Source organism: Paenibacillus sp. FSL H8-0034 (assembly GCF_038000305.1).
GTDB lineage: Bacteria > Bacillota > Bacilli > Paenibacillales > NBRC-103111 > Paenibacillus_S.
This window is the reverse complement of sequence record NZ_JBBOBS010000001.1, coordinates 5,713,838-5,735,309: the sequence shown is the minus strand read 5'-3', so window position 1 is coordinate 5,735,309 and position 21,472 is coordinate 5,713,838. Positions and strand designations below refer to the sequence as shown.

At 46.8% G+C, this 21,472-nt stretch carries 16 protein-coding genes; 14 read left to right on the top strand and 2 right to left on the bottom strand.

The annotated features are described in order from the left end of the window. The first annotated feature begins 115 nt into the window (after positions 1-115). From NST47_RS25970 to NST47_RS25955, 4 genes are all read left to right on the top strand, one after another. Entirely contained in the window at positions 116-346 is a 231-nt protein-coding gene (locus tag NST47_RS25970) for a hypothetical protein (RefSeq protein WP_076236110.1), read from the top strand. A gap of 101 nt (positions 347-447) precedes the next feature. Continuing rightward, positions 448-1,590 (top strand): MFS transporter, encoded by a 1,143-nt coding sequence (locus tag NST47_RS25965; protein ID WP_341157720.1) that lies wholly within the window; start codon positions 448-450, stop codon positions 1,588-1,590. A gap of 120 nt (positions 1,591-1,710) precedes the next feature. Further along, positions 1,711-2,031 carry an NIPSNAP family protein gene (locus NST47_RS25960; protein WP_341157719.1) on the top strand — a complete coding sequence of 107 codons (321 nt, stop codon included), beginning with the start codon at positions 1,711-1,713 and terminating at the stop codon, positions 2,029-2,031. A gap of 82 nt (positions 2,032-2,113) precedes the next feature. Further along, positions 2,114-3,067: an aldo/keto reductase gene (locus tag NST47_RS25955; RefSeq protein WP_341157718.1), complete on the top strand. Its 954-nt coding sequence runs from the start codon at positions 2,114-2,116 to the stop codon at positions 3,065-3,067. A 6-nt stretch (positions 3,068-3,073) separates the two neighbouring features. Here the strand turns inward: NST47_RS25955 and NST47_RS25950 are convergent, their stop codons facing one another. After that, positions 3,074-3,289, bottom strand: a complete 216-nt coding sequence (locus NST47_RS25950) for a hypothetical protein (protein WP_341157717.1) — start codon at positions 3,287-3,289, stop codon at positions 3,074-3,076. Between the two features lie 176 nt (positions 3,290-3,465). Next, entirely contained in the window at positions 3,466-4,218 is a 753-nt protein-coding gene (locus NST47_RS25945; RefSeq protein WP_341157716.1) for a hypothetical protein, read from the bottom strand. Between the two features lie 206 nt (positions 4,219-4,424). Here NST47_RS25945 and NST47_RS25940 point away from each other — a divergent pair, with 206 nt between their 5' ends. The 10 genes from NST47_RS25940 to NST47_RS25895 all read left to right on the top strand — a co-directional run bounded on the left by NST47_RS25940 (position 4,425) and on the right by NST47_RS25895 (position 21,441). Then, positions 4,425-5,099 (top strand): response regulator transcription factor, encoded by a 675-nt coding sequence (locus NST47_RS25940; RefSeq protein ID WP_341157715.1) that lies wholly within the window; start codon positions 4,425-4,427, stop codon positions 5,097-5,099. Continuing rightward, positions 5,089-6,510 carry a sensor histidine kinase gene (locus NST47_RS25935; protein WP_341157714.1) on the top strand — a complete coding sequence of 474 codons (1,422 nt, stop codon included), beginning with the start codon at positions 5,089-5,091 and terminating at the stop codon, positions 6,508-6,510. The genes NST47_RS25940 and NST47_RS25935 overlap by 11 nt, the downstream gene beginning before the upstream one ends. A 283-nt stretch (positions 6,511-6,793) precedes the next feature. After that, positions 6,794-10,000 (top strand): S-layer homology domain-containing protein, encoded by a 3,207-nt coding sequence (locus tag NST47_RS25930; RefSeq protein ID WP_341157713.1) that lies wholly within the window; start codon positions 6,794-6,796, stop codon positions 9,998-10,000. A 31-nt stretch (positions 10,001-10,031) separates the two neighbouring features. Then, positions 10,032-11,114: an iron-containing alcohol dehydrogenase family protein gene (locus tag NST47_RS25925; RefSeq protein WP_341157712.1), complete on the top strand. Its 1,083-nt coding sequence runs from the start codon at positions 10,032-10,034 to the stop codon at positions 11,112-11,114. Between the two features lie 116 nt (positions 11,115-11,230). Further along, positions 11,231-13,876, top strand: a complete 2,646-nt coding sequence (locus tag NST47_RS25920) for a metallophosphoesterase (RefSeq protein WP_341157711.1) — start codon at positions 11,231-11,233, stop codon at positions 13,874-13,876. 225 nt (positions 13,877-14,101) lie between these two features. Beyond that, positions 14,102-15,889: a sensor histidine kinase gene (locus NST47_RS25915; protein WP_341157710.1), complete on the top strand. Its 1,788-nt coding sequence runs from the start codon at positions 14,102-14,104 to the stop codon at positions 15,887-15,889. Further along, positions 15,864-17,540, top strand: a complete 1,677-nt coding sequence (locus NST47_RS25910; protein ID WP_341157709.1) for a response regulator transcription factor — start codon at positions 15,864-15,866, stop codon at positions 17,538-17,540. The genes NST47_RS25915 and NST47_RS25910 overlap by 26 nt, the downstream gene beginning before the upstream one ends. A 304-nt stretch (positions 17,541-17,844) precedes the next feature. Then, complete coding sequence (locus tag NST47_RS25905) at positions 17,845-19,560, top strand: extracellular solute-binding protein (protein WP_341157708.1); 1,716 nt, start codon at positions 17,845-17,847, stop codon at positions 19,558-19,560. A gap of 81 nt (positions 19,561-19,641) precedes the next feature. After that, positions 19,642-20,538 carry an ABC transporter permease gene (locus tag NST47_RS25900; RefSeq protein WP_076237722.1) on the top strand — a complete coding sequence of 299 codons (897 nt, stop codon included), beginning with the start codon at positions 19,642-19,644 and terminating at the stop codon, positions 20,536-20,538. An 18-nt stretch (positions 20,539-20,556) separates the two neighbouring features. Next, positions 20,557-21,441 carry a carbohydrate ABC transporter permease gene (locus tag NST47_RS25895; protein WP_076237721.1) on the top strand — a complete coding sequence of 295 codons (885 nt, stop codon included), beginning with the start codon at positions 20,557-20,559 and terminating at the stop codon, positions 21,439-21,441. Positions 21,442-21,472 lie beyond the last annotated feature (31 nt).

Genomic DNA, 21,472 nt, shown 5'->3' with positions numbered 1-21,472 from the left:
GTAAAACAGCATTGGAAGCGTTACAATAACTATTAAGACACACTAAATCATTTTTAATGAAGTTATATTGTGCATCATTGCTTTTATTCCTTAACCGAGAAGGGATTTGATTAACATGACTCCATTAAATGCTTATCCAAACTTTGCAGACAAGATTTACGAAATGCAGGAGATATCCACCGATTGTTATCGTACGGACCCTGAATTGTTTAGTGTTATTGACAGTCTCGTCAGGGCCTGTAGCATGATGAGTGACTCGGCGTCGGAAATGCATATTAACAGTCAGCTTGAGATGGCCTATAATGGATTGAAAAAATACAAAATGGAACGGATGAGCAGCCTTTAGGGCTGCTTTTTTTTGTTATTTCAGAACCCAAATGTCTTCCCACAGTCCGCTGCTATTGATACAATAGTGAGAAATGCCTGAGCGTCGAAAGGGATGTATGCATGGTCTACTTTTTACTTTTTTATATGGTCATTTATATGGGAAATGCGGTGTATGGTACGTTCCTGCCGATTTACTTTCAATCTGTTGGGGCAACACCTTCAGAAATTGGTACGCTGCTAAGCCTGGGGCCGTTAGTCGCTCTATTGGCTCAGCCCTTCTGGGGTTCGCGTGGGGACCAGGCCAACAATAAAAACACGATATTGATGATATTGATCATCGGCTGTGGCAGCATTATGCTGTTTTTTCCACTGTCCACGATGTATGTGTTTTTAATGTCGATGGTATGCTTATTTACGTTCTTTCACACATCGATCTTTGCAATTAGTGATGCTATTACTTTGCAGGAGCTGGAAAAGCAGAAGCGCTGGTCGTTCGGTCAGATCCGTCTGGGTGGAACGATCGGCTTTGCCTTGATGTCAATTGCCTTCGGCTTTATAGCGAAGCTGAACATTAACTATTTATTTCCTGTCTATTCACTGGTTATGCTGGTCGCCCTGCTGCTGCTGCTTCGTTTTCCCAAGGCTCCCGGTTATCGGATGACAGGTGATAAAGTGCGGATATGGGTATTGTTCAAACAGCGGAAGCTGATGATTTATATGGGGATCAACGTGATCCTGCAAATTACTTTAGGGTACTACTATACGTTCTTTCCTGTTTACTTCAAGGCAATGGGAGGCGATAGCGTCCTTCTTGGATGGTCCATGGTAATCTCCTCGATAAGCGAGATTCCCTTTTTGCTGGTGGCAAAACGAGTATTTGAGCGGGTACGGATGACACATATTTTGTTGATTGCCAGTATCGCAACGGCTCTCCGTTGGTTTGCATTTTCGCTGACGGATAATCCACTTTGGGTGCTGCCAGCCCAGCTTCTGCATGGATTGATCTTTATTGTGCTTTCTGTGACGATGGCGATGTATATCAATCAGGAGGTTCCCAAGGAGCTAAAGGCCAGCGGCCAGACTTTGAACGGTCTGCTTAGTCTGGGTGTTGCCAGAATTATTGGCAGCTTTATAGGAGGATATGCCAGCGAGGCGGTTGGGATGAAAGAAGTGTTTTTCTACAACGGGTGGATTGCTCTTGGCTGCGTTGTTAGTGTTCTGATCGTGAATGCATGGGACAAAAAAGCCGCCACTGCTGCGTAAAAGATAGAGGTACTTTACTTCACGAAACTAAGTTTCAAACAATTCAGTCATTTTCGATAGTGGATTTGTCACTTATAATAGGGAAGGTAGGTAATCAAATGAGGAAAAGAGGACGACCTGATGCTGTATGAGCTTCGAATTTATTATATTCATCCTGGCAGGATGCAAGCTATCAACGACCGTTTCGCTAATCACACCTTGAATATTTTCTCCAGGCTCGGAATGAAGGTTACCGATTTTTGGGAAGACACCGATGCGGAAAGCAACAAATTGGTTTACGTGATGGAATTTGCCAACCGTGAAGAGCGCGACACCAAATTCGAGATTTTCAGAAACGATCCGGAATGGCAAAAAGCAAGAAACGAGTCAGAGCTGGATGGTGCTATTGTTGAACGGGTAGAAAGCGTTTTCCTGAAACAAGCCGCTTACTTCAATCGATAAAATAGCTTTGCCAAGGCAAAGCTCAGTAGATGCTTATTTACTATACCAGCTTTGCTACGCAAAGCTCTGAGGAGGAAAACAAATGGAATATGTTAGATTAGGTAAATCAGGACTTAAAGTGTCAAGACTTAGCTTGGGCTGCTGGAACTTCGGGAGTCCAACTCCTCCGTGGGGGAAGCCGGGTAAGGTCACGCCTACAGATTCTTTTCGCATTATCCGTGAGGCTATCGATCTTGGGATTAATCTGTTCGATAATGCTAACCGTTATACGGGTGGAGAAGCCGAAGAAATCCTTGGCAGGGCGATCAAGGGTCGTCGTCACGAGGTTGTTGTGGCTACCAAGGTGCATGGTGACGTAGGTCCCGGCATTAATAACAGAGGCCAATCCCGTCTGCATATTATGCAGGAGGTCGAGAACAGCCTGCGACGGCTGGGCACTGACTATATTGACCTCTACCAGGCCCATAATGTCGATTATGAAACTCCGCTTGAGGAGTCCTTGCGCGCTTACGATGATTTGATCCGTCAAGGCAAGGTGCGTTACATAGGCTGCTCGAATTTCCCGGCATGGGTGCTGACGAAAGCATTATGGGTCAGTGATGTGAATAAGCTTGCGAGCTTTATCTCGGTGCAGCCTAATTACAGCCTGGCTAACCGGGCGGTAGAGAAAGAGCTGCAGCCGATGTGCGTGGATCAAGGAATCGGGATGATCCTCTACAGTCCGATGGGCGGAGGTATTTTGTCCGGTAAATATGAATCCAATATTCCAAGAGGAAGCCGCGGAGCCGAGGAACCGGCCGTTGCGGAACGAGCTAAGAAATTTCAGGAGGGTGTTCAGCTGTTAAAGGACATCGCGACCGAGCTTGGCAAAACGCCCGCACAAGTAAGCTTGAACTGGATTGTGAATCGTCCCGCAGTTTCCGCAGCTATTATTGGCGTGAGTAAGCTTGAGCAGCTGCATGAAAATGTAGGTGCTGTAGGCTGGAGTCTCAGCGAGCAGCAAACCAAACAAATCGATGAGGCATTTCCAGTTTAAAGAGACTTAACGCTGTTTGGTCTCGAAAAACTCACACGTTGCTCTTGAATAATAAAATAGTCCGCTTACGCCGGATTGCACAACGATGGTTTGATCGTCAAAGCGGGTAATCACAACTCCGGAATCTATAATATGATCGTCTTTAAATATTCGGATGAGAGCTTGTTTTTCCATGGCTTCATTAAATTCCTGATCGGTTTCCAGTCGGCGATTTTGTGCCATTGTATTCTCTCCTCTATCATGGATGTATGTATATCCACATCTCTATGACATTGTAGCAAAAGTTCGGGCAGTAGTCATGCAGCAGATGAATAATGACAAAAGGGACAGTCTCCTATAATCCGAGGATTATGGGGATTGTCCCTTATTTTAAGTATGATGCTCACCTTGAAGGTGAATTACTCAGTTGCAGCTGCCTCTGGAGCCGTGGAGGATGCTTTTGGTTGGCGTTTTTCATCAACCTGCTTGGTGATTCTTTCGGTTTCTTTCTTGACAAGGCCATCAATCAATTGCTGCTTGCTGACTCCTTTTTCCTGAGCGATTTCGCTTAGAGATTTACCAGCCTTCAATTGATCTCCGATCTCTTTGGCTGTCAAACCGATAATCGAGGAAGCTGCTTCCAAGCCTCCACCCGGACCTGCAAAGCCGCCTGGACCTCCAAACCCACCATGTCCACCGCGATCTTCAGGTCCCTTGCTGCCACGCTCGCCTGGTCCGCCCTTACCGCCAAACGCTCCAGCTTGATCTACTCTTTTAGTGATCATTTCCAACTGTTTAGCTTTTCTTTCATCAGCTTGTGCTTGTGTGATTTTGCCGTCTGTAACCGCTTTGGCCAGTCTGTCAGCATCCTGCTTCACAAGAAGATCGATGATTTGCTGCTTGGATATGCCTTTGGCCTCTCCAATTGCTGCCAACGATTTGCCTGCTTTCAATTCGGAATGAAGGGTAGCTTCATCAATAGTTAAAAGAGTCAATAGCTCCTGATTGGCGATACCACCAGGCTTCATCTTGTCTCCACCTTTGAATCCTTGTGCTTTGTGTTCAGTTGATGTATCTGTGGATGTTGTCGTTGTAGCTGACTGTGCGTATGCTGTACCGGCAAGTGCCATAAGGGCAAGTCCTAAAGTAATGGGCAGTAGTTTCTTCTTCATACTAGAAATCACTCCTGATTGGTTTATTTTGGTTACGCTTCTTGGCGCATTCTTAATATATCCTTGCAAAGTGAAAATTAGGTGAAAGGAACATTATTCCTACATAAAAAATTTTTGTCTGCGAATATCAATCGAATGAATAGTTTTCACTGATTTTTCATGTAATCATGGTATGCTTTCTTCTATAGAGAAAGAGGTGCAGCGCATTGAACATTTTGTTAGCCGAAGATGATGCCCGCCTTGGCGAGCTGATTGTACATATGCTGAAGAGGAAAGCCGGTTATCAGGTAGATTGGGTGATGACAGGTAATGATGCCCGTGACTATGCCCTGGCTTCTCATTATGATGTCATCATTATGGACTGGATGATGCCTGATGGCAATGGTGTCGATGCTTGTCGGACCCTGCGAAAATCAGGATATGCAGGTGCAATACTGATGCTGACTGCAAAGGATTCATTGGAGGATCGGGTCGAGGGATTGGATGCTGGGGCAGACGATTATCTTATTAAACCATTCGAAATAGCTGAGCTGTTGGCTCGATTACGTGCGTTATCCCGCCGCAACTATGCTCCGATTACGGAAGAGGTTGTCTATTTTCAAGATATGAAGCTGAATCGTACCGGATATTCCGTGCAACAAGGTGGAATTACGATCCAGCTAACACCCCGCGAGTTTCAGCTATTGGATTTGTTGGCACACAATAAGGGTCAGGTGCTGACCCGGGAAGTGATTTTGGACCGGATATGGGGTTACGATACCGATGTTTCGGCCAAGATCGTGGATGCAACCGTCAAGCTGCTGCGCAAAAAGCTGGAGCCATTCGGCTCGGAGGAACTCATACAAAGTATTCGCGGGGTGGGATATAAGCTTGAAGGATAAATGGTTGAAGTGGATCGTCAGGCGTTGGGGAAGTGATATCTTTCAACGCACACAAAGCCGTTTGACACTTGTGTACAGCGGACTATTAATGCTGTTTCTTATTATTTTTATAGTGATTGTGTATGCCTTGCTCTACTTTATTATCCTTAACGATCAGGAGCGTGAAGTCGAAGCCGTGGTTGAACAAGAGGTGCGTCTGATCGAGGAGCATATGAATACGAATAAAATACTGGACACGCGAATGCTGGAGATTCAGGGTGTAATCGGCCCCTCCCAGGATCAGCTGTTTAATTACATTATAGGTCCAAATGGTCAACTGCTATATGGGAACGATATCGGCCGGGGACTGCGTCCTCAGTTGGTGGGTTTGTTAAAGGGCTGGACGCCCAAAAAAAATGAACTGCGCTATGACAAGCTGAAATTATCCAAGGAACGATTTGGCGATCGTCGTTTTCCTCGTGGGTACAACAAACCGTTGGATCAGGAGAATACTCAGGAAATTCGTTTGCTGGCAGCAGGGAAAGCGATTATGCAGGGGAATAAGCAGATCGGTACTTTATATGTCGGTAAAAATATTTCCTACAACTACGAGCTGTTTAATTGGTTATTGTATATTTTTGGTGGCTTGGCTGTGCTGTTTTTTGGAATTGCGCTGTATATGAGCCATATCATGTCAAGGCGAGCAATGATCCCGATTATACAATCCTATACGAGGCAGCGAGAATTCGTGGCTGATGCCTCGCACGAGTTGAGAACACCGTTAAGTGTCATGCTGTCATCCATCGATTCACTGGAAATGGAACAGACGGAGGAGACGGATCCGTTTGTGCGAAAGCTGCTGGTGAACATGAAGGATGAGGTCAAACGCATGACCAAACTGGTTAGTGATCTGCTGCTGCTGGCTCGTTCGGATACGCCGGAATATATTTTGCATTGGGAAGCTTTCGATTTGGAGCCTCATGCCCAAATGATTGTGGAATCCATGAAAAATTTATCCGGTTCCAAGCAAATAGATCTGCAGATGATTGCCTCAGGTAAGCTTGAAATCGAGGGAGATATGGCACGTTACAAGCAGCTGCTTATCATCCTGCTGGATAATGCGTTGAAGTATACGCCGAGCGGCGGCAAGGTCACTTTGAGGCTTTCATTAAATGCCAACGATATCCATCGCAAGCTCATCATAGTTGTTGAAGATAATGGAATCGGGATTGCGGATGAAGAACAGAAGCAAATATTTCTGCGTTTTTATCGCTCGGACAAATCCCGTTCCCGACAGATGGGCGGACATGGTCTGGGGCTGGCTATTGCGAAGTCGATTGTAGATGCCCATCACGGTACCATTGATGTCAGCAGCACGCTTGGAGAGGGAACGAGCTTCACCGTAACATTTCCGGCGGCCAGGAGTAGATGAGTGGAGCGGGATGAGGTTGAAGGAAAAGCAGGTAACCTGAGGCGGCAGTCTTGAGGTACCTGCTTTTTTCATACATGCCAGAACGTATAAGCGGCCTTGCTATCAGCGTATCACAAAAACAATGCAGCATAATGTTCAATTTCCACAGAATGGGTAATAAGTATTATCTCGCGTGTTTGTTCATCACAATCCATGGAAACCATCCAGATACGAACGCCGCACTTATTACATAGGCTTTACTTGTCCATTGCTTGACAAAATCAACTTATTGGGGGAAATTTGTATGAAAAAAAGCTTATCAGTTATTGTGTCTTTGTCCGTCGTGTTCTCAACTCTTGCTCTCGGAGGTGCGGTATCTGCCAAATCCTCTATGGATTTCAATGATTTGAAGGATCTGGATGCTACCACGAAAGCCAAATTTGATGCGTTGATCAGTGCGGGAATATTTGATGGAGTTAGTGAAGGCACATTCGGCCTGAAAGACAAAATGAACCGTGCCCAATTTGCAAAAGTAGCCGCTTTAATATTCAAGCTGAAGGTAGACAATACGCTGACAGCCTCCACCTTTACGGATGTAAAAGCTAGCGATCCGGCCAATGGCTATGCATTACCTTATATAGAAGCTATCGTAAAAGCGGGGATAACTGACGGATTTGCACCAGGTCAATACAATCCGGCAGGTGAAGTAACGAAAGAGCAGCTGGCAACGTTCCTTATTCGCGGACTCGGTATGGAAAATCAAGTGAAAGCAACAGCTGGATTGAACGATCCAACCGTATCCACCTGGGCTCAAAGCTATGCGGCTTTGGCGATCAGCTTGAAGCTGCTTCAGGCGAATGCGGACGGTACGTTTGGCGGCATGGTACCGGCAACGCGTGATTTGCTTGTGTTATCCTCCTATGAATCGTCCCAGCAGTATAAGCCGATATTTAACGGAAAGTATGGGATTACTTCCTTCAAGGCGAGCAATTCCAATACCTTCACCGTTCAATTAAACGGAGCCCTGGCTGATACCTCGGCAGCCAAGCTGATTCTGACTCGTAATGGATCACCAGTTACGAGCGGATATACAACCAGTTGGAATGATGATAACACAACAGCAACCTTGACTTTGGATAATAAATGGGATGCGGCAGCATGGGGCGTTACGCTGGATGGCGTATCGAATCTGGAGGAGTCGGCCAAATCCGCTCAATTTACGACGACTGCGGAACAAATCACGGGCATCAGTTTCCTGGCTGCTGGTGATACGCTGCCTAACGATAAGCGGATTCGTATTGACTTTAAAGCAGCTAATCAGTATGGCGGCCAATCCTCCTTATCGGCGAGCAATTTTAAAATTTATGCCAGCAAAGGCACAACAACGGTCATTGGCGGGGAGCAAGCCTTTTATCTGGATTTACCTGATGGTACGGTTAAGGGCGAAGGGGTTTCCCTCACGGTCATCTATGAGTCAACAAGCATACAAGGCAATAAAGTATTCCAGATCGGGGATAAAAGCAACGTATCCAGGCTGGAGGTCGGACAGCTCGTTAATGATTCCGGCAACAAACTGGATGCGATTGCTTCCAACGGCTACGCTTATCTGAATGTAAAGGCCTATGATCAATACGGTATTCGTGTGGAAAATAAAGCGGATTTGAATGCAGGTATTGTGGTGCTGACCAATGATTCCGACCTGGAAAAAGGTAATGTTGGCGAGAACCTGGCTTTCATTGACAATGTGATCGGGGACACGGCGGCAGATCTGAAGCTTCGCTCGGTATCTGATAAAACGAAGGATGTTACCATTTCCCTTATCGCCAATGGGTCGGGACAGACCTATACGAAGGTGATCAAGATCTCTGGCAACCAATCGGCAGCAAGTTTGGCTTTTGGTACTTATAATTACAGTTTATCCAAAGGTGATGTGCCGACAGGGGATGAAGCGACCGATGCGAAGTTTTATGTGCCGATTGTTGTGAAGGATTCCCAGGGTAATCAACTGACACCACAGGAAATTTATGATCAACGGGCCAAATTCAATATATTCTCCAACGGTGGCGTAACACTGGCTGCTGATCCTATATCCAATAATGGCTCGCATAAGGGTATGATCGCAATTACAGGTGTGATCAACAAAGATAATTCAACGATCACCATCCAGCTCAAGGATAGTCCGGATGTGAGAGCCCAGTTGACATTAAACGGCAATGAAGAGCGCAAGGCTGACGATATTCGCTTTTCAATTACACCAGCCAAATACATGACTGCCGGCACTGATAATGAATTGAAAATCAAGCTGTATGACCAATTCGGCGGCGAGCTTAAGTACGATGCTGCTAATCAATATGTAGTTCGCTATTCCTTGAAAGCCAATTCAGGAGATGCCGCAACGCTTGGCGCTACCAGTCTTGCAAGCACGCAGCGGACGGATCAGACTAACAGCGCCTCGCCGCGAAAATATATGTTGCAGCCGATGACATTGGGTCAGGAGGTATATCTGGACTTTAAGCTGGCTCATGATTCATCCGATATGAGTGTGGATTCCGTGTTTGATAAATCATTCAATTTCTACACCGGAGCTGGCGCAAAAGCTGCAAATTATTTGTTCAAGGCTTCCTTGTTGAAGGCGGATACGAATGGCGGCATTGCTGTGAACGGGGTTAACTATGCAGAAATTGATTCGGTTTCCACGACAATGAGTGTTATTGACCCTAACGATTCTGCGAATAAGCTGACCTATGAAGCCTATCTGGATCATTCAAACAATACTTTACTGGCGACTGATGATTACTTGAGCACAGGATCAGGGGCGGCAGGAGCGAGCAGCGTCTATGACAACTACCGCGGATTTGCCAAGGAAGTTAAAATCAGAGCTAAGCTGGACAATAACGAGATCGTCAAGGTGCCTTCATCTGTTGTTTCGGTTACGTCCAGCAACAATCAGGTGGCGGATGCAGCGAGCAAATCTGCCGATCAGAATGGCAGTCGATTCGTTGCCGGAGGCAAGGCGGGAACAGCCCAGCTCAGCATCCTGTATAACAATGGCCGAAATGAAATTGCCAATTCGAAGATCGATGTAACCTCGAAGAATGAAGGTCCGGTTGTAGGCAGCATCGTGCTGAACAAGACAGGCAAGGAAGTTGCCTTGGCGGAGCTTCAGGCAGGGCTGTATATCTGGGATACGAAGCTGGCTGAGAAAATGACGGTTACTGATCAATACGCTGGTGAGTTTGTAGCAGAACGTGCACCTGGGGCTTTGAGTGAGGAAGCGGCTGTTTCACGTAATGATTTGTTTAAAATCGGAAACACAGGGACGAATGGTAATGAAGTACTGAAGCTGAGTTTCTTTATAAGCAACGTGGTAGGCAGCAAGCCAAGTGCTGTTACTATAGATAAAATGGGTAAAGTTCAATACACAGGTGCCGCAGGCGACGTAACCAGCTTTAAAATTAACATTGTGGCACCAAGCAGCCAAACGGCCTCCTTTGATGTCAATGTAAAATAATTGGTACAATCCATACGGAGGAGCGGTTGAGATGAACGGAGTACATTTGGTGATGGGAACACCGAATGCTTATATGCAGGAGGTGGGATTGATTCATGCAGCCGGCGAATGGATTGCCAAATGGGGAAAGCGGATTTTTATTGTCACAGGCGCAGCCTCTTGGGAGAGCGTGGATAAGAAGCTGACCGCGAGTCTGGACCGAGCCGATATCGTCTACGAATATGCTGTCTATGAAGGGGAATGCTCTTATAATGAAATCGAGAGATTATCCGCTATGGTTCAGGAAGGTACAGAGCTAATCGTTGCGGTTGGAGCGGGTAAAGTGACGGACATCGCCAAAAAACTCAGTCACGATCTGAAGCTGCCCTTCATAGCAATTCCTACACTGGCAGCCACATGCGCGGCGGCCACACATTTATCTGTGATGTATACCGATGAGGGTCATTATTATGATAGTCAAGTATTTCTCAATAATACGCTGCTGGTACTGATCGATACCGATGTTGTGGCCAAAGCGCCACCTCGTTATTTGATTGCAGGGATAGGCAGCACGTTGGCAACGTGGTATGAAGCGTCGGCCTGCTCCTCTGATAAGCGGCATAATATACCGACAATTAGCGGGCTGCAAGCAGCAAAGCTTGGCTATGACACCATAATGAAGTATGGAGTCACTGCGATAGAAGATGCAAGGCAAGAGAATGCTTCGTTTGCATTGCAGCAGGTGGTTGACTCCATTGTATTATGCGGCGGTATGGTCAGCGGCTTGGGTGAGGATAACTGCCGCTGGGCTGCTGCTCATGCGATTTATAATGGCTTGATAACTCTTCCCCAGCAAGCCTTACATGGAGAACTAGTTGCTTATGGCACATTGGTGCAATTAATATTGGAGCAGCGTCAACCAGCGGAAATAAATGAACTGCTTGCCTTTTATAAGCTTATAGGTTTGCCAGTCAAGCTTCACCAGTTGGGCATAGACTATCCGATTGAAGAGGCGGAGAAGGAACATTGGATGAGCGCCGTGCTCTCTGCAGCCGGGACAATCGGAAACATGCCTTTTGAAGTGACAGCGGAAGCTTTAACAATGGCCGTGGAGCAGCTGGAGAAGTGGGAATAGCATCAAGTAACAGTCCTCGTTGTTGTTCGTGGCGGGGCTGTTTGTCTATCAATCGAATGCAAGGTGGTATACAATAAAGTCCATCATGGATTGTTCTAGCAGAGGGAGGTTTCAGCATGGAGAATCAACCGCGGTTTAATGGAATGCAAAAAACAGTGCTGATCCTGTTCACCGCGCTCGCTCTGATCGGGTTACTGTGGATAATTCGGTTGCTCGCGATAGATGGCTTTCTCCAGATAGGTATTCCGCAGGTTTCTGCGAACGATACGAGTCTTACCCTTTCCTTGGATAATGGAGATATCGTAAGAGGGAGCAAAGGGATCATAGCATCAGGCAGCAAGCCGGAGTCGAAGCTTAGTTTGCTCATTGATGATGTGAAGGTGACAGCCAAACCGGTTATGCAGCAAAAAGCAATGCTCACCTTTGAAGCCGATGGGATGAAGTCGGGCGATGGGTTTAAAAATTCGATATGGGTGAACGACAAGCTTGCCTATACCTTTGATAAAAATATTGCGGGTTTTACCAAATTGACCGTTCCCATCAACGCGGAGCTGCTGCAGCAGGGAAATAATAAAATAACGCTGCGTGCTGGAAGCAAAAAAACGCCTGATGACAAGGAGGGCGAACACGATGTGTGGAAATTCCGTGCACTGAAGTTCGAGCTTGGGGACGGAACGGTTCTGGATGATCCGAATTATAAGACAGCTACTGTGTATACAGTCGGATCTGCTCCAGGTGCGGCGCAGGATCCAGGCACGTTCCAAAAAGAATTTAATTATGTGATCAAGGACGATAAGTATCGCAGTGTCTATTATTTATGGGATACGCTGGAACTGCCTGAAACCAATCATAAGGTTGAATTAATTGCAGAGGAGGGAACAAGCAAAAAGGCCAAAACGGTTATCGTTCAAGTCGATAACACCGCACCGGTTCTTGAGGTCGTTTCACCTATCGAGGGCAGAACCTACAAGAATCGAATTGCTGTTAATGTTAAATCCAACGATGCGATATCCGGCACTGCTTCTGTTGTCGCCAAGCTGGATGGCATGGTGATTGAGCTGCCGGCCGAGCTGCAAACAACGGAGCTGCCGGTCGGGGCGCATAAGCTGGAAGTGAGTACAACCGATAAAGCGGGCAATGAGCGCAGTAGTGCCGTTAACTTTCAGGTTTTGAATGAAACGCCTGAGCTGCCGAACCAGCCTGCACCAGCCGATCGTTCTTCGATTTCAACCGCTGAGCTGAAGCTAAGCGTACAGGTGGATGATTCGACCAAGGATCCGTTGGATGTATCCTTTTACAAAGCTCGGCGTTACGATATGAGTGACACAGGCAAGCACGAGGCATTAACCCATGCTGTTGATCGCGAGCCGCCACTCGAATTGGTGCCGCAGGGTGAGACTATGATGACTGACGAGCAGCGAGCCTTGGTTGCCGTCAAAGATAACCAATATCTGGTTAATGATAACCAGGAAAAATTTCCGTATCACCGTTTCACCTTTGAGGTGGGCAATGATCCGTTAACCGATTCCGATATCGTCTGGACAGGGCATTCGCTGCCGGATCGACTGGTCACTATGTATGTATGGAATTTTGATACGCAGCTGTGGGAAGACATAGACTCCAACAGAGGGACAGAGGACTTTACGTTAAGAGGGAGAATCAAGCCAGCTCAGATGGTGCGCGGCGGCAAGGTAGAGGTGCTTGTGCAGGATCGTATTCCGACGGTGGGTGAGTATGATTTTGCCTTTCTATGGATGACCGATACTCAGTACTATTCGGAGTCGTTTCCCAAAATTTATGATCTGATGACCAAATGGACTGTTGATCACTGGAAGGAAAAAAAGTTCAGCTATATGGTGCACACAGGGGATATCGTCAATAATTGGAACAGCAAGACCGAATGGGAAAATGCCTCGAAAAGCATGAAAACCCTTGATGATGCCCGTATCCCTTATGGTATCGTTGCTGGTAATCATGATGTCGCTTATGATGTCGGCAATTATGAGGAGTTTTGGAAATATTTTGGTCGCGAGCGGTATATCAAGCAGCCTACCTTTGGCGGAGATCTGAACAATAACCGCGATCATTACGATCTGGTTTCGGTCAAGGGCAACGATTTTGTTATCGTGTATCTCGGTTGGGTGATCGATCAAAAAACGTTCGATTGGGCCAATAGTGTGCTCAAGAAATATGCAGACCGCAATGCTATCATCGCGACACATGAATACTTAAAGCCGAGCAAGGCTTATTATGGTCAAGGGCGTTGGGTGTATGAGCGACTTGTGGAGCCTAACCCGAATGTGTTTATGGTGCTGGGCGGTCATAATCCTGGTGTTGCCTATAATATCAAGCAAATAGGGGAGCGTAAGGTGCTGGAATTGTTAAGCGATTACCAGAATGGGCCTGAAGGCGGTCAGGGCTATATGCGTTTCCTGCAATTCGATTTGCAGAATAAAAAGCTATTCGTCAATACGTATTCGCCCTATTTGAATAAGTATAACTTTTTCAAGCCGGACGAGGATGAATTCGTGCTACCGCTCAATCTGAAACCGATTGAAAAGCAGGTGGCAACCGATTATATCGGTATTTATTCGAGAACGAATGAGCTGATCGGCAAAGCATCGAAGGTTCCGAGCGGAAGCACGGCGACAGTTCCCTATCCGAATACGCAGCCGGGTCAAAGCTATTCCTGGTTCGCGATAGCACGAGATGAATTTGGAGGCTTTAGCCGATCGGATGTATGGTCATTTACAACCAAATAAAGATGCGAGGAACAAGCCACAGGGCCTACTCTGTGGCTGTTCTTCGTGCTGTGAGTCGTATTCAGCTGGACTGTGCCGCTTGTTAACTTCTTATTGACTTGTGATTACGCTTCATCTACGATGAACGCAAACCTATACAAGAGCTTACAGGAACATCCAGGTATCATTATGACTTAGCACCAAATAACAAGCTGTACAGCCATTCAGGAGGGCGAGGCTATATTTATGAAAGTAAACTGGCAAAAATGGTGGTTTTCGATATTCACCAAGCTGCTGGCGATGTTCTTTATTGTTGTGCTTCCGGTTTACGCTTTGGCGATTCAGATGAACGATCTGGGTGCTCAAATTGTAAGGGATGAGGTGTCCAATTCGCTGCTTTCGCAAATCCACTTTTACAGCAATTCCCTGAATAAGGAAATCGATCGCATGGTCAGGCTGCAGCGCGAGTATGTGAATGACAATGATCTGACCTCGTTAAGCGTGATTGCAGAAGGCTTGACCTTCTATGAGCGCACGGCGCAGATGAAGCAATTTCAGCAAAAGCTGGAATTGATGAAAAGCTCAGGTATTTACGTTAAAAAAGCAAGCGTTTACATCCCCCCGATACAGCGGGTAATTTCCACAGATGAGCTGTCGGAGGCGTTATCACCAGAAATGACGAACCGTTTGAAGGTTGAACGCGAGCTTCCTCATACCTCCCCGCTGCTGTATAAGGAAGGTAGGCTGCTGCTTCGTGAATATTATCCGAGTTTACCTGTTTCTGCCCAGCGTGATCCGTTATTTGTACTGGAGACCGAGGTTTCTGTAGAAGAATTGCGGCATTTTTTGCGGCAAATTTCCGGCTCCAAGGGAGGAGCGGCGCTGCTGCATACGAGCTGGATCATTGCAGGCGAGCAGGGACAACCGGAGCTGGACCCGATAGCGGCTAATGTTCGCAGCTGGGTGACGAACAAGGGAGAAGGGACGCAAGGCATCGAGACGATCACCTTGAACAAGCAAAGCTATATTACCGCTTTCGAATATTTACCGGATACCGATACGACACTGATGGTTTATGTACAGGAAGCGGACCTGCTCGGACCTCTCAACAAATATAAGAGCTACATTATCCTGATGTCGATTGTCACCGTGGTGCTGATTATTTTCGTTTCGTACTGGGTGTATAAGGTTATTCACAAGCCTTTGACCAAAATGGTTCGTGCCTTCCGCAAGGTGGAATCGGGTAATTTGTCGGTCTCCCTGCATCATAAAAGCAGAGATGAATTCAGCTATTTGTATCATCAATTTAATGTAATGACGGCGAAGCTGAATACGCTTGTCTACGAGGTTTACGAGCAGAAGCTGCAAACGCAGCAGGCCGAGCTTAATCAGCTGCAGTCCCAGATCAATCCGCATTTTTTGTATAACAGCTTGTATTTACTGTACAGGATGACCAAAGCAGAGGATTACGATAACAGTCTGAGATTCACCAAATATTTGGGCGATTATTTCCGCTATATTACGAAGAAGACGGGGGATGATGTTCGACTTGCCGATGAATGGCATCATGTTCGGATGTATATGGAAATCCAGAACGTCCGATTTTCCAACCGTGTTCATGTGAGCATTGATGAGCTGCCGGAAGCGCTGCTTTCATTTCAAGTGCCACGACTTATTTTACAGCCGTTGGTAGAGAATGCCTATAATTATGGGCTTGAGCACACGATCACGGATGGCAGGCTGTCCGTATCACTGGAGTCGGGGCCTAATGAGCTGCGGATTATTATTGAAGACAATGGAGCGGGAATGTCAGAAACAGATCTCACGAATTGGCGGAGCCGATTATCATCGAGGCAGGTGAACGCGGAGGTTAGCGGCATCATGAATGTGCACCGCAGGCTTCAGCTGAAATTTGGAGAACAATCGGGAATTACGCTGTCCACCGGACTGCAGGGAGGCCTTCAGGTAGTTATGAACATTCAGATGACCAAGGAACAGGAGGGACAACATGCTGCACTTGATGCTAGTCGATGATGAACCGTTAGCTGTCGATTACTTGTTCGATGCGATACAGGAATGGAAGCAGTATGAGCTGACGGTGACCAAAGCCTATTCAGGCATTCATGCGATGGATAAAATGAACGATATGCGTCTGGATATTTTGCTCACCGATATCAGAATGCCAGGCATGAACGGTCTGGAGCTTGCGGACCGTGTACGAGAGCAATGGCCACGCTGCAAAATTATTTTTTTATCGGGCTATAATGACTTTGATTACATCCAAACCGCCATCCGCAAAGGCGGAACCGATTACGTTCTCAAGACCGAGGGTGATGAACTGATATTTCAGGCTATAGAAAAGGCAGCCCAGGAAATCACCACTGAGCTGATGGAGGGTGATATCTCGCTTAAGGCCAGACAGCAGCTTCAACAAGCCCTCCCTGCCTTGCGGCGTGATTACTTGTTGGAGCTGCTTCGTGGTGAGGGAGATTCGGTGGCTGTCCGAGCAAGAAGGTTTGCTGAGCTTCAGATCGGATTGGATGCCGAGCAGCCAGTATTCGTGGCCTTGGGCCGTGTGGATGATTGGAGAGAGTATGCTTCACTATCGGACAAATCGTTGATGCTGTATTCGATTCAGAACATTGCCAAGGAGTTACTGGCTGACAGATTTGGATTCCTGTTCATCCCTTATGATAAATTCCGGTTTGTATGGCTGATACAGCCCAAGTGCAGCGGTGATGGACAATCCTCATCGGCTTCACCTGAAGAATGGGAACGGCTTGGCCGATTTGTGAGAGGAACCTCGGAATCTATCCAGGAAACGTGCAGCAAGCTGCTGAAGCTGCCCATTTCGTTGATTATGAGCTCTGGGTCATGCTTATGGGAAGAGGCGGCCCGGCAGATCGATTCACTGAAGCTGCTGTTAAGCAGCGGCTGGATAAGAAGCCAGGAAATGCTGATTACCGAGTCGGGCTCATCCGAGACCGGCGGGGAGCGATCCAGTCGTGCTTTCTTCGCCGAGACCGAATTCCGCAATCAGCTGCGCAAGCTGGATCTGCTTGAACCGCATCTCGATAATGGAGATAAGTCTCAATTTGCACGGCTGTATGAGGACATTACCCGGTTTGACGAGCTGGCTTTCACGGAGCAGAAGATCACCTATTTGACTTTGGAAATATTCAGCCATTTATCGGCTTTTTTTCTTTCCTATTTGAACCGACGCAATCTGACGGACAGGATCGGTCCGCAGCTGCAGCTAGACACTTACATACAGCTGGAAAACCATCGCTCCTGGCAGACGGCACTGAGCTACTTTTGTCGATTGGGAGAAACGATAGCGGAGCATAACAGTCATGTTCAGGAAGAAAAAACGACGGATATGATTCGGCTCATTCATCAATATGTGCACGATTATATCAATGAAGAGCTGTCGTTAACCCGTTTATCCGAGGTCGTGTACCTGAGTCCTCCTTATTTATCCCGTCTATACAAGCAGCTTACAGGGATCAATCTGCTGGACTACATTACAGAGGTTAGAATAACGCGTGCCAAGCACTTATTGAAAAGCACGAACCTCAAAATCCACGAGATCGCAGCTGAAGTTGGTTTTGACTCGGCTCCGTATTTTACCCGCTTATTTAAAAAGATCACAAACAGCACGCCGCTTGAGTATCGGGAATTATGATGGAATGGGAAGCTGGCTTACCAAGCAGTTTCCTTTTTCATAATATCAGAATTTATTAGTTTCAGCAGAGCTGAATATTCTGATATTGCAAGAAAAGCTACATGTAAAACACGGATGTATCTTCCTCGAATAGGCTTCGATCAGAAGTTTTTCTTATATCCATTTGCTATATGGACAGCATCAATCTTGTCTAATTCATGAATTGGATAAAATAAGATAACGATCATAAGAAAGTCCCGTATGCTTCGAGGCGGGTTCGTTTTACAATCAGGATAGTAAGAATAATAGTCAAGGGGGAACGTTCATGAAGATAATACAACGCAATTCACTTGTAATGACAGCGCTATCAATTCCACTGCTGCTGAGCGCCTGTACCGCAACCAAAGAGGCGGCAGCACCGAATACACCACCACCGAGCTCTACACCACCGACAACAGCAGTGGATAACAAGCCTGCAGATCCGATGGGTAAATACAGTCCGACAATCGAGGTGTCTACGGTTCGTGCGATAGATGCGAGCTACAAATTTGCCGAGGGCGAATCGCTGGATAAAAACATTTGGACCCCCATTATGGAAAATGATCTGGGCATTAAAGTCAAAAACCTGTGGGTTGTCGATGCCTCCCAATTTTCACAAAAGCTGAACGTCACACTCGCTTCAGGAGAGCTGCCCGATTTTATGGCGGTTGACCGGGTGGTCATGCAGCGTTTGATCGATTCCAATTTGGTGGAGGATCTGACCACGCTTTACGATAAATACGCAACCCCGTTTACCAAGGAAGCGCTGCTTAAGGATGGCGGTGCCGCAATAAAGTCTGTTACCGTGAACGGCAAGCTGATGGGGATTCCGCAGACATTTGAGAACAATGGCGTAGCCTCCGCCAGCATGGTCTGGATCAGGACGGATTGGATGAAGAAGCTCAATCTGGCGGAGCCGAAGACGATGGACGATGTATTGAATATTGCCACGGCATTTGCCAAAAACGATCCGGATGGCAACGGCAAGGCCGATACGATTGGGCTTGGTGTGAGCAAGGATATTTTTAAGGAAGCCAATAACGGGGTCACGCCTGCTTCACTGATCGGACTGTTCAATGCGTACCATGCCTACCCGACATTTTGGGTCAAGGACGCCTCCGATAGGCTGGTATACGGCTCGGTGCAGCCGGAGATGAAGCCAGCTCTCGAAAAGCTGCAGCAGCTCTATAAGGATGGCGTGATCGATAAGGAGTTTTCGGTAAAGTCTTGGAAAAAGGTAGCTGAGGATGCGGCAGCAGGTAAGCTGGGTGTAGCATTCGGCTATGTGGCGGATGCGACGACCTTCTTCAAGGACAACCGCAAAAATGATCCGAAGGCGGATTGGCAGGCATTTCCGATTACATCCGCAGACAGCAAGCCCGTGATTCTACAGGCTAATGATGCGGCGACTTCATTTTTTGTCGTGAAAAAAGGCAGCAAAAACCCTGAAGCCGTAATCAAATTATTGAATTTGTACAATAAACGTTACTTCCAGACCGATTACAGCGGCTCCAAAAATCCGTTTATTATCGATACAGCAACCGGTATTTACCCCGGGAAATATTTCCCTGTGCTCATTAACCCGGCAGACTTGAATATTAATGCCCATTTGAAGGTGGTAGAGGAGCTGAAAAACAAAGGTGATGGAAGCAAGCTCGACTTTCCGGCATCGCTCCACTTCAGCCGGGTAGCAGGCTTCCGCAAGGGTGACGACAGCCTGTGGTTCTCGGAGCGGACCTTTGGTCCTGAGGGCTCATTCGGTGTCATCGCGAACTATTTGAAAAACAAGAACTATCAGTTCAATGCCTTCACCGGTGCCCCTACAGCCACGATGGTGGAGAAGGATGCCACACTCCAAAAGATCCAGAACGAAATGGTAACCAAAATTATTATGGGTGCCGCACCGATCGGCGATTTTGATAAATTCGTCAAGGAATGGAAAAGCCTTGGCGGCGATGCAATTGAAAAGGAAGTTAACGAGTATTACAGCAAAAATAAATAATACAAGGGGGCTTACGGGGAGGCTGTGCCCGGCCCCTTTCCTTCGAAATCAAGTCTTGAAGCATAAGGGAGTTGAATGGAAATGAATACGAAATGGAGGCTGCAGCTTCCTCTGCATTTGATGATTATTCCGGGTTTATTGCTCGTACTCATCTTCAGCTACGGTCCTATGCTGGGCATTATTATTGCCTTTCAGAAATTTAATCCGGCCAAGGGAATTATGGGTTCACCTTTAGTCGGCTTCGATAATTTTGTGTATGTCATGAAGCTTCCGAGCTTTTATCAGGTTATCTGGAATACGATCTATATCGCGGTAATGAAAATTATAGCGGGGTTAATAGTTCCATTGACTGTGGCTGTGTTATTGAATGAAATGCGGCGAGAATTTGTGAAGCGTATGGTGCAAACTCTCGTGTATTTGCCGCATTTTTTATCGTGGGTTATCCTGAGCGGGGTTCTGGTGGACATCCTGTCGCCTTCTTCCGGGATTGTGAATCAAGGCCTGCAGTGGCTGGGTATAGAGCCGATTTTTTTTATGGCGGATAATCACTGGTTTCCCTTTACACTGGTGCTGTCCAATGAATGGAAGGAATTTGGCTTCAGCTCAATTATTTATTTGGCAGCCATTACGAGCATTAACCCGTCGTTATATGAGGCAGCTGTCATTGACGGCGCTAATCGCTGGAAGCAAACCTGGCATGTGACTTTACCCGGCATGGCTCCGATTATTGTGTTAATGGTCACGCTTAGTATAGGAAATGTGTTGAATGCCGGATTTGAGCAGGTGTTTAATTTGTACAGTCCGGTTGTCTATGAAAGCGGCGATATTATCGATACCTTTGTTTATCGAATCGGGATCGTTGATGCGCAATATGGCGTTGCAACGGCTATAGGACTGTTTAAATCAGTGGTTTCCTTTATCCTGCTGTCTACCTCGTATTTGATGGCTTATCGTTTCGCTAACTACAGAATTTTCTAGGGAAGGGAGGAAAGCGTAATGGTTGAGCATCCGTCGTGGTCCCGTAGGCTGTTTATTATTTCGAATTATGTGCTGCTGGTCGGCTTGTCCTTGTTATGTATTTTACCGTTGATTAACGTATTTGCGATTTCGCTCAGCTCCAGCTCTGCTGCGGCAGCAGGCTTTGTCAAGCTGTGGCCGGTCGAATTTACATGGAAGGCTTATGCATTTATTGTCCAAAAACCCGAGTTCATACGCTCGCTTGTGGTAACGCTGCAGCGTGTGGCGCTGGGTGTTACCTTGAACATGGTGCTTGTTATTCTGGTTGCCTATCCGTTATCCAAGGATGCCAAGGCATTAAAGGGAAGAACGTTATATGCGTGGATCTTTGTGTTCACCATGCTGTTTAACGGCGGTCTGATCCCGCTATATATGACGATTAAGGCGCTTGGCCTGCTGGATTCGATTTGGGCCTTGGTACTGCATCATGCACTGCCTGTGTTCAATATTCTGATTTTACTTAACTTCTTTCGCGGACTCCCCAAAGAGCTGGAGGAAGCAGCATTTATGGATGGCGCCGGCCATTGGACGGTGCTGTGGCGAATCTTTGTCCCGCTGTCGACGCCGTCTCTGGCGACCCTGCTGCTATTTTCCATTGTTGGACAGTGGAATGCCTGGTTTGACGGCATCATTTTTATGAACTCACCGCATAATTATCCTTTGCAGAGCTATCTGTATACGGTTATTACCGCTGTGGATACGTTATTGGCAGGCAGTGTTGATATGGAGATGCTGGCTGAGGTTTCAGATCGGACTGCAAAGTCTGCACAAATTTTCCTCGGAGCACTGCCGATTTTGTTAGTCTATCCGTTCATCCAGCGTTTCTTTATGAAAGGGATTGTGCTTGGCAGCGTAAAGGAATAAAGAAATGCAAGGACGTAATGTTAGAAGCAAA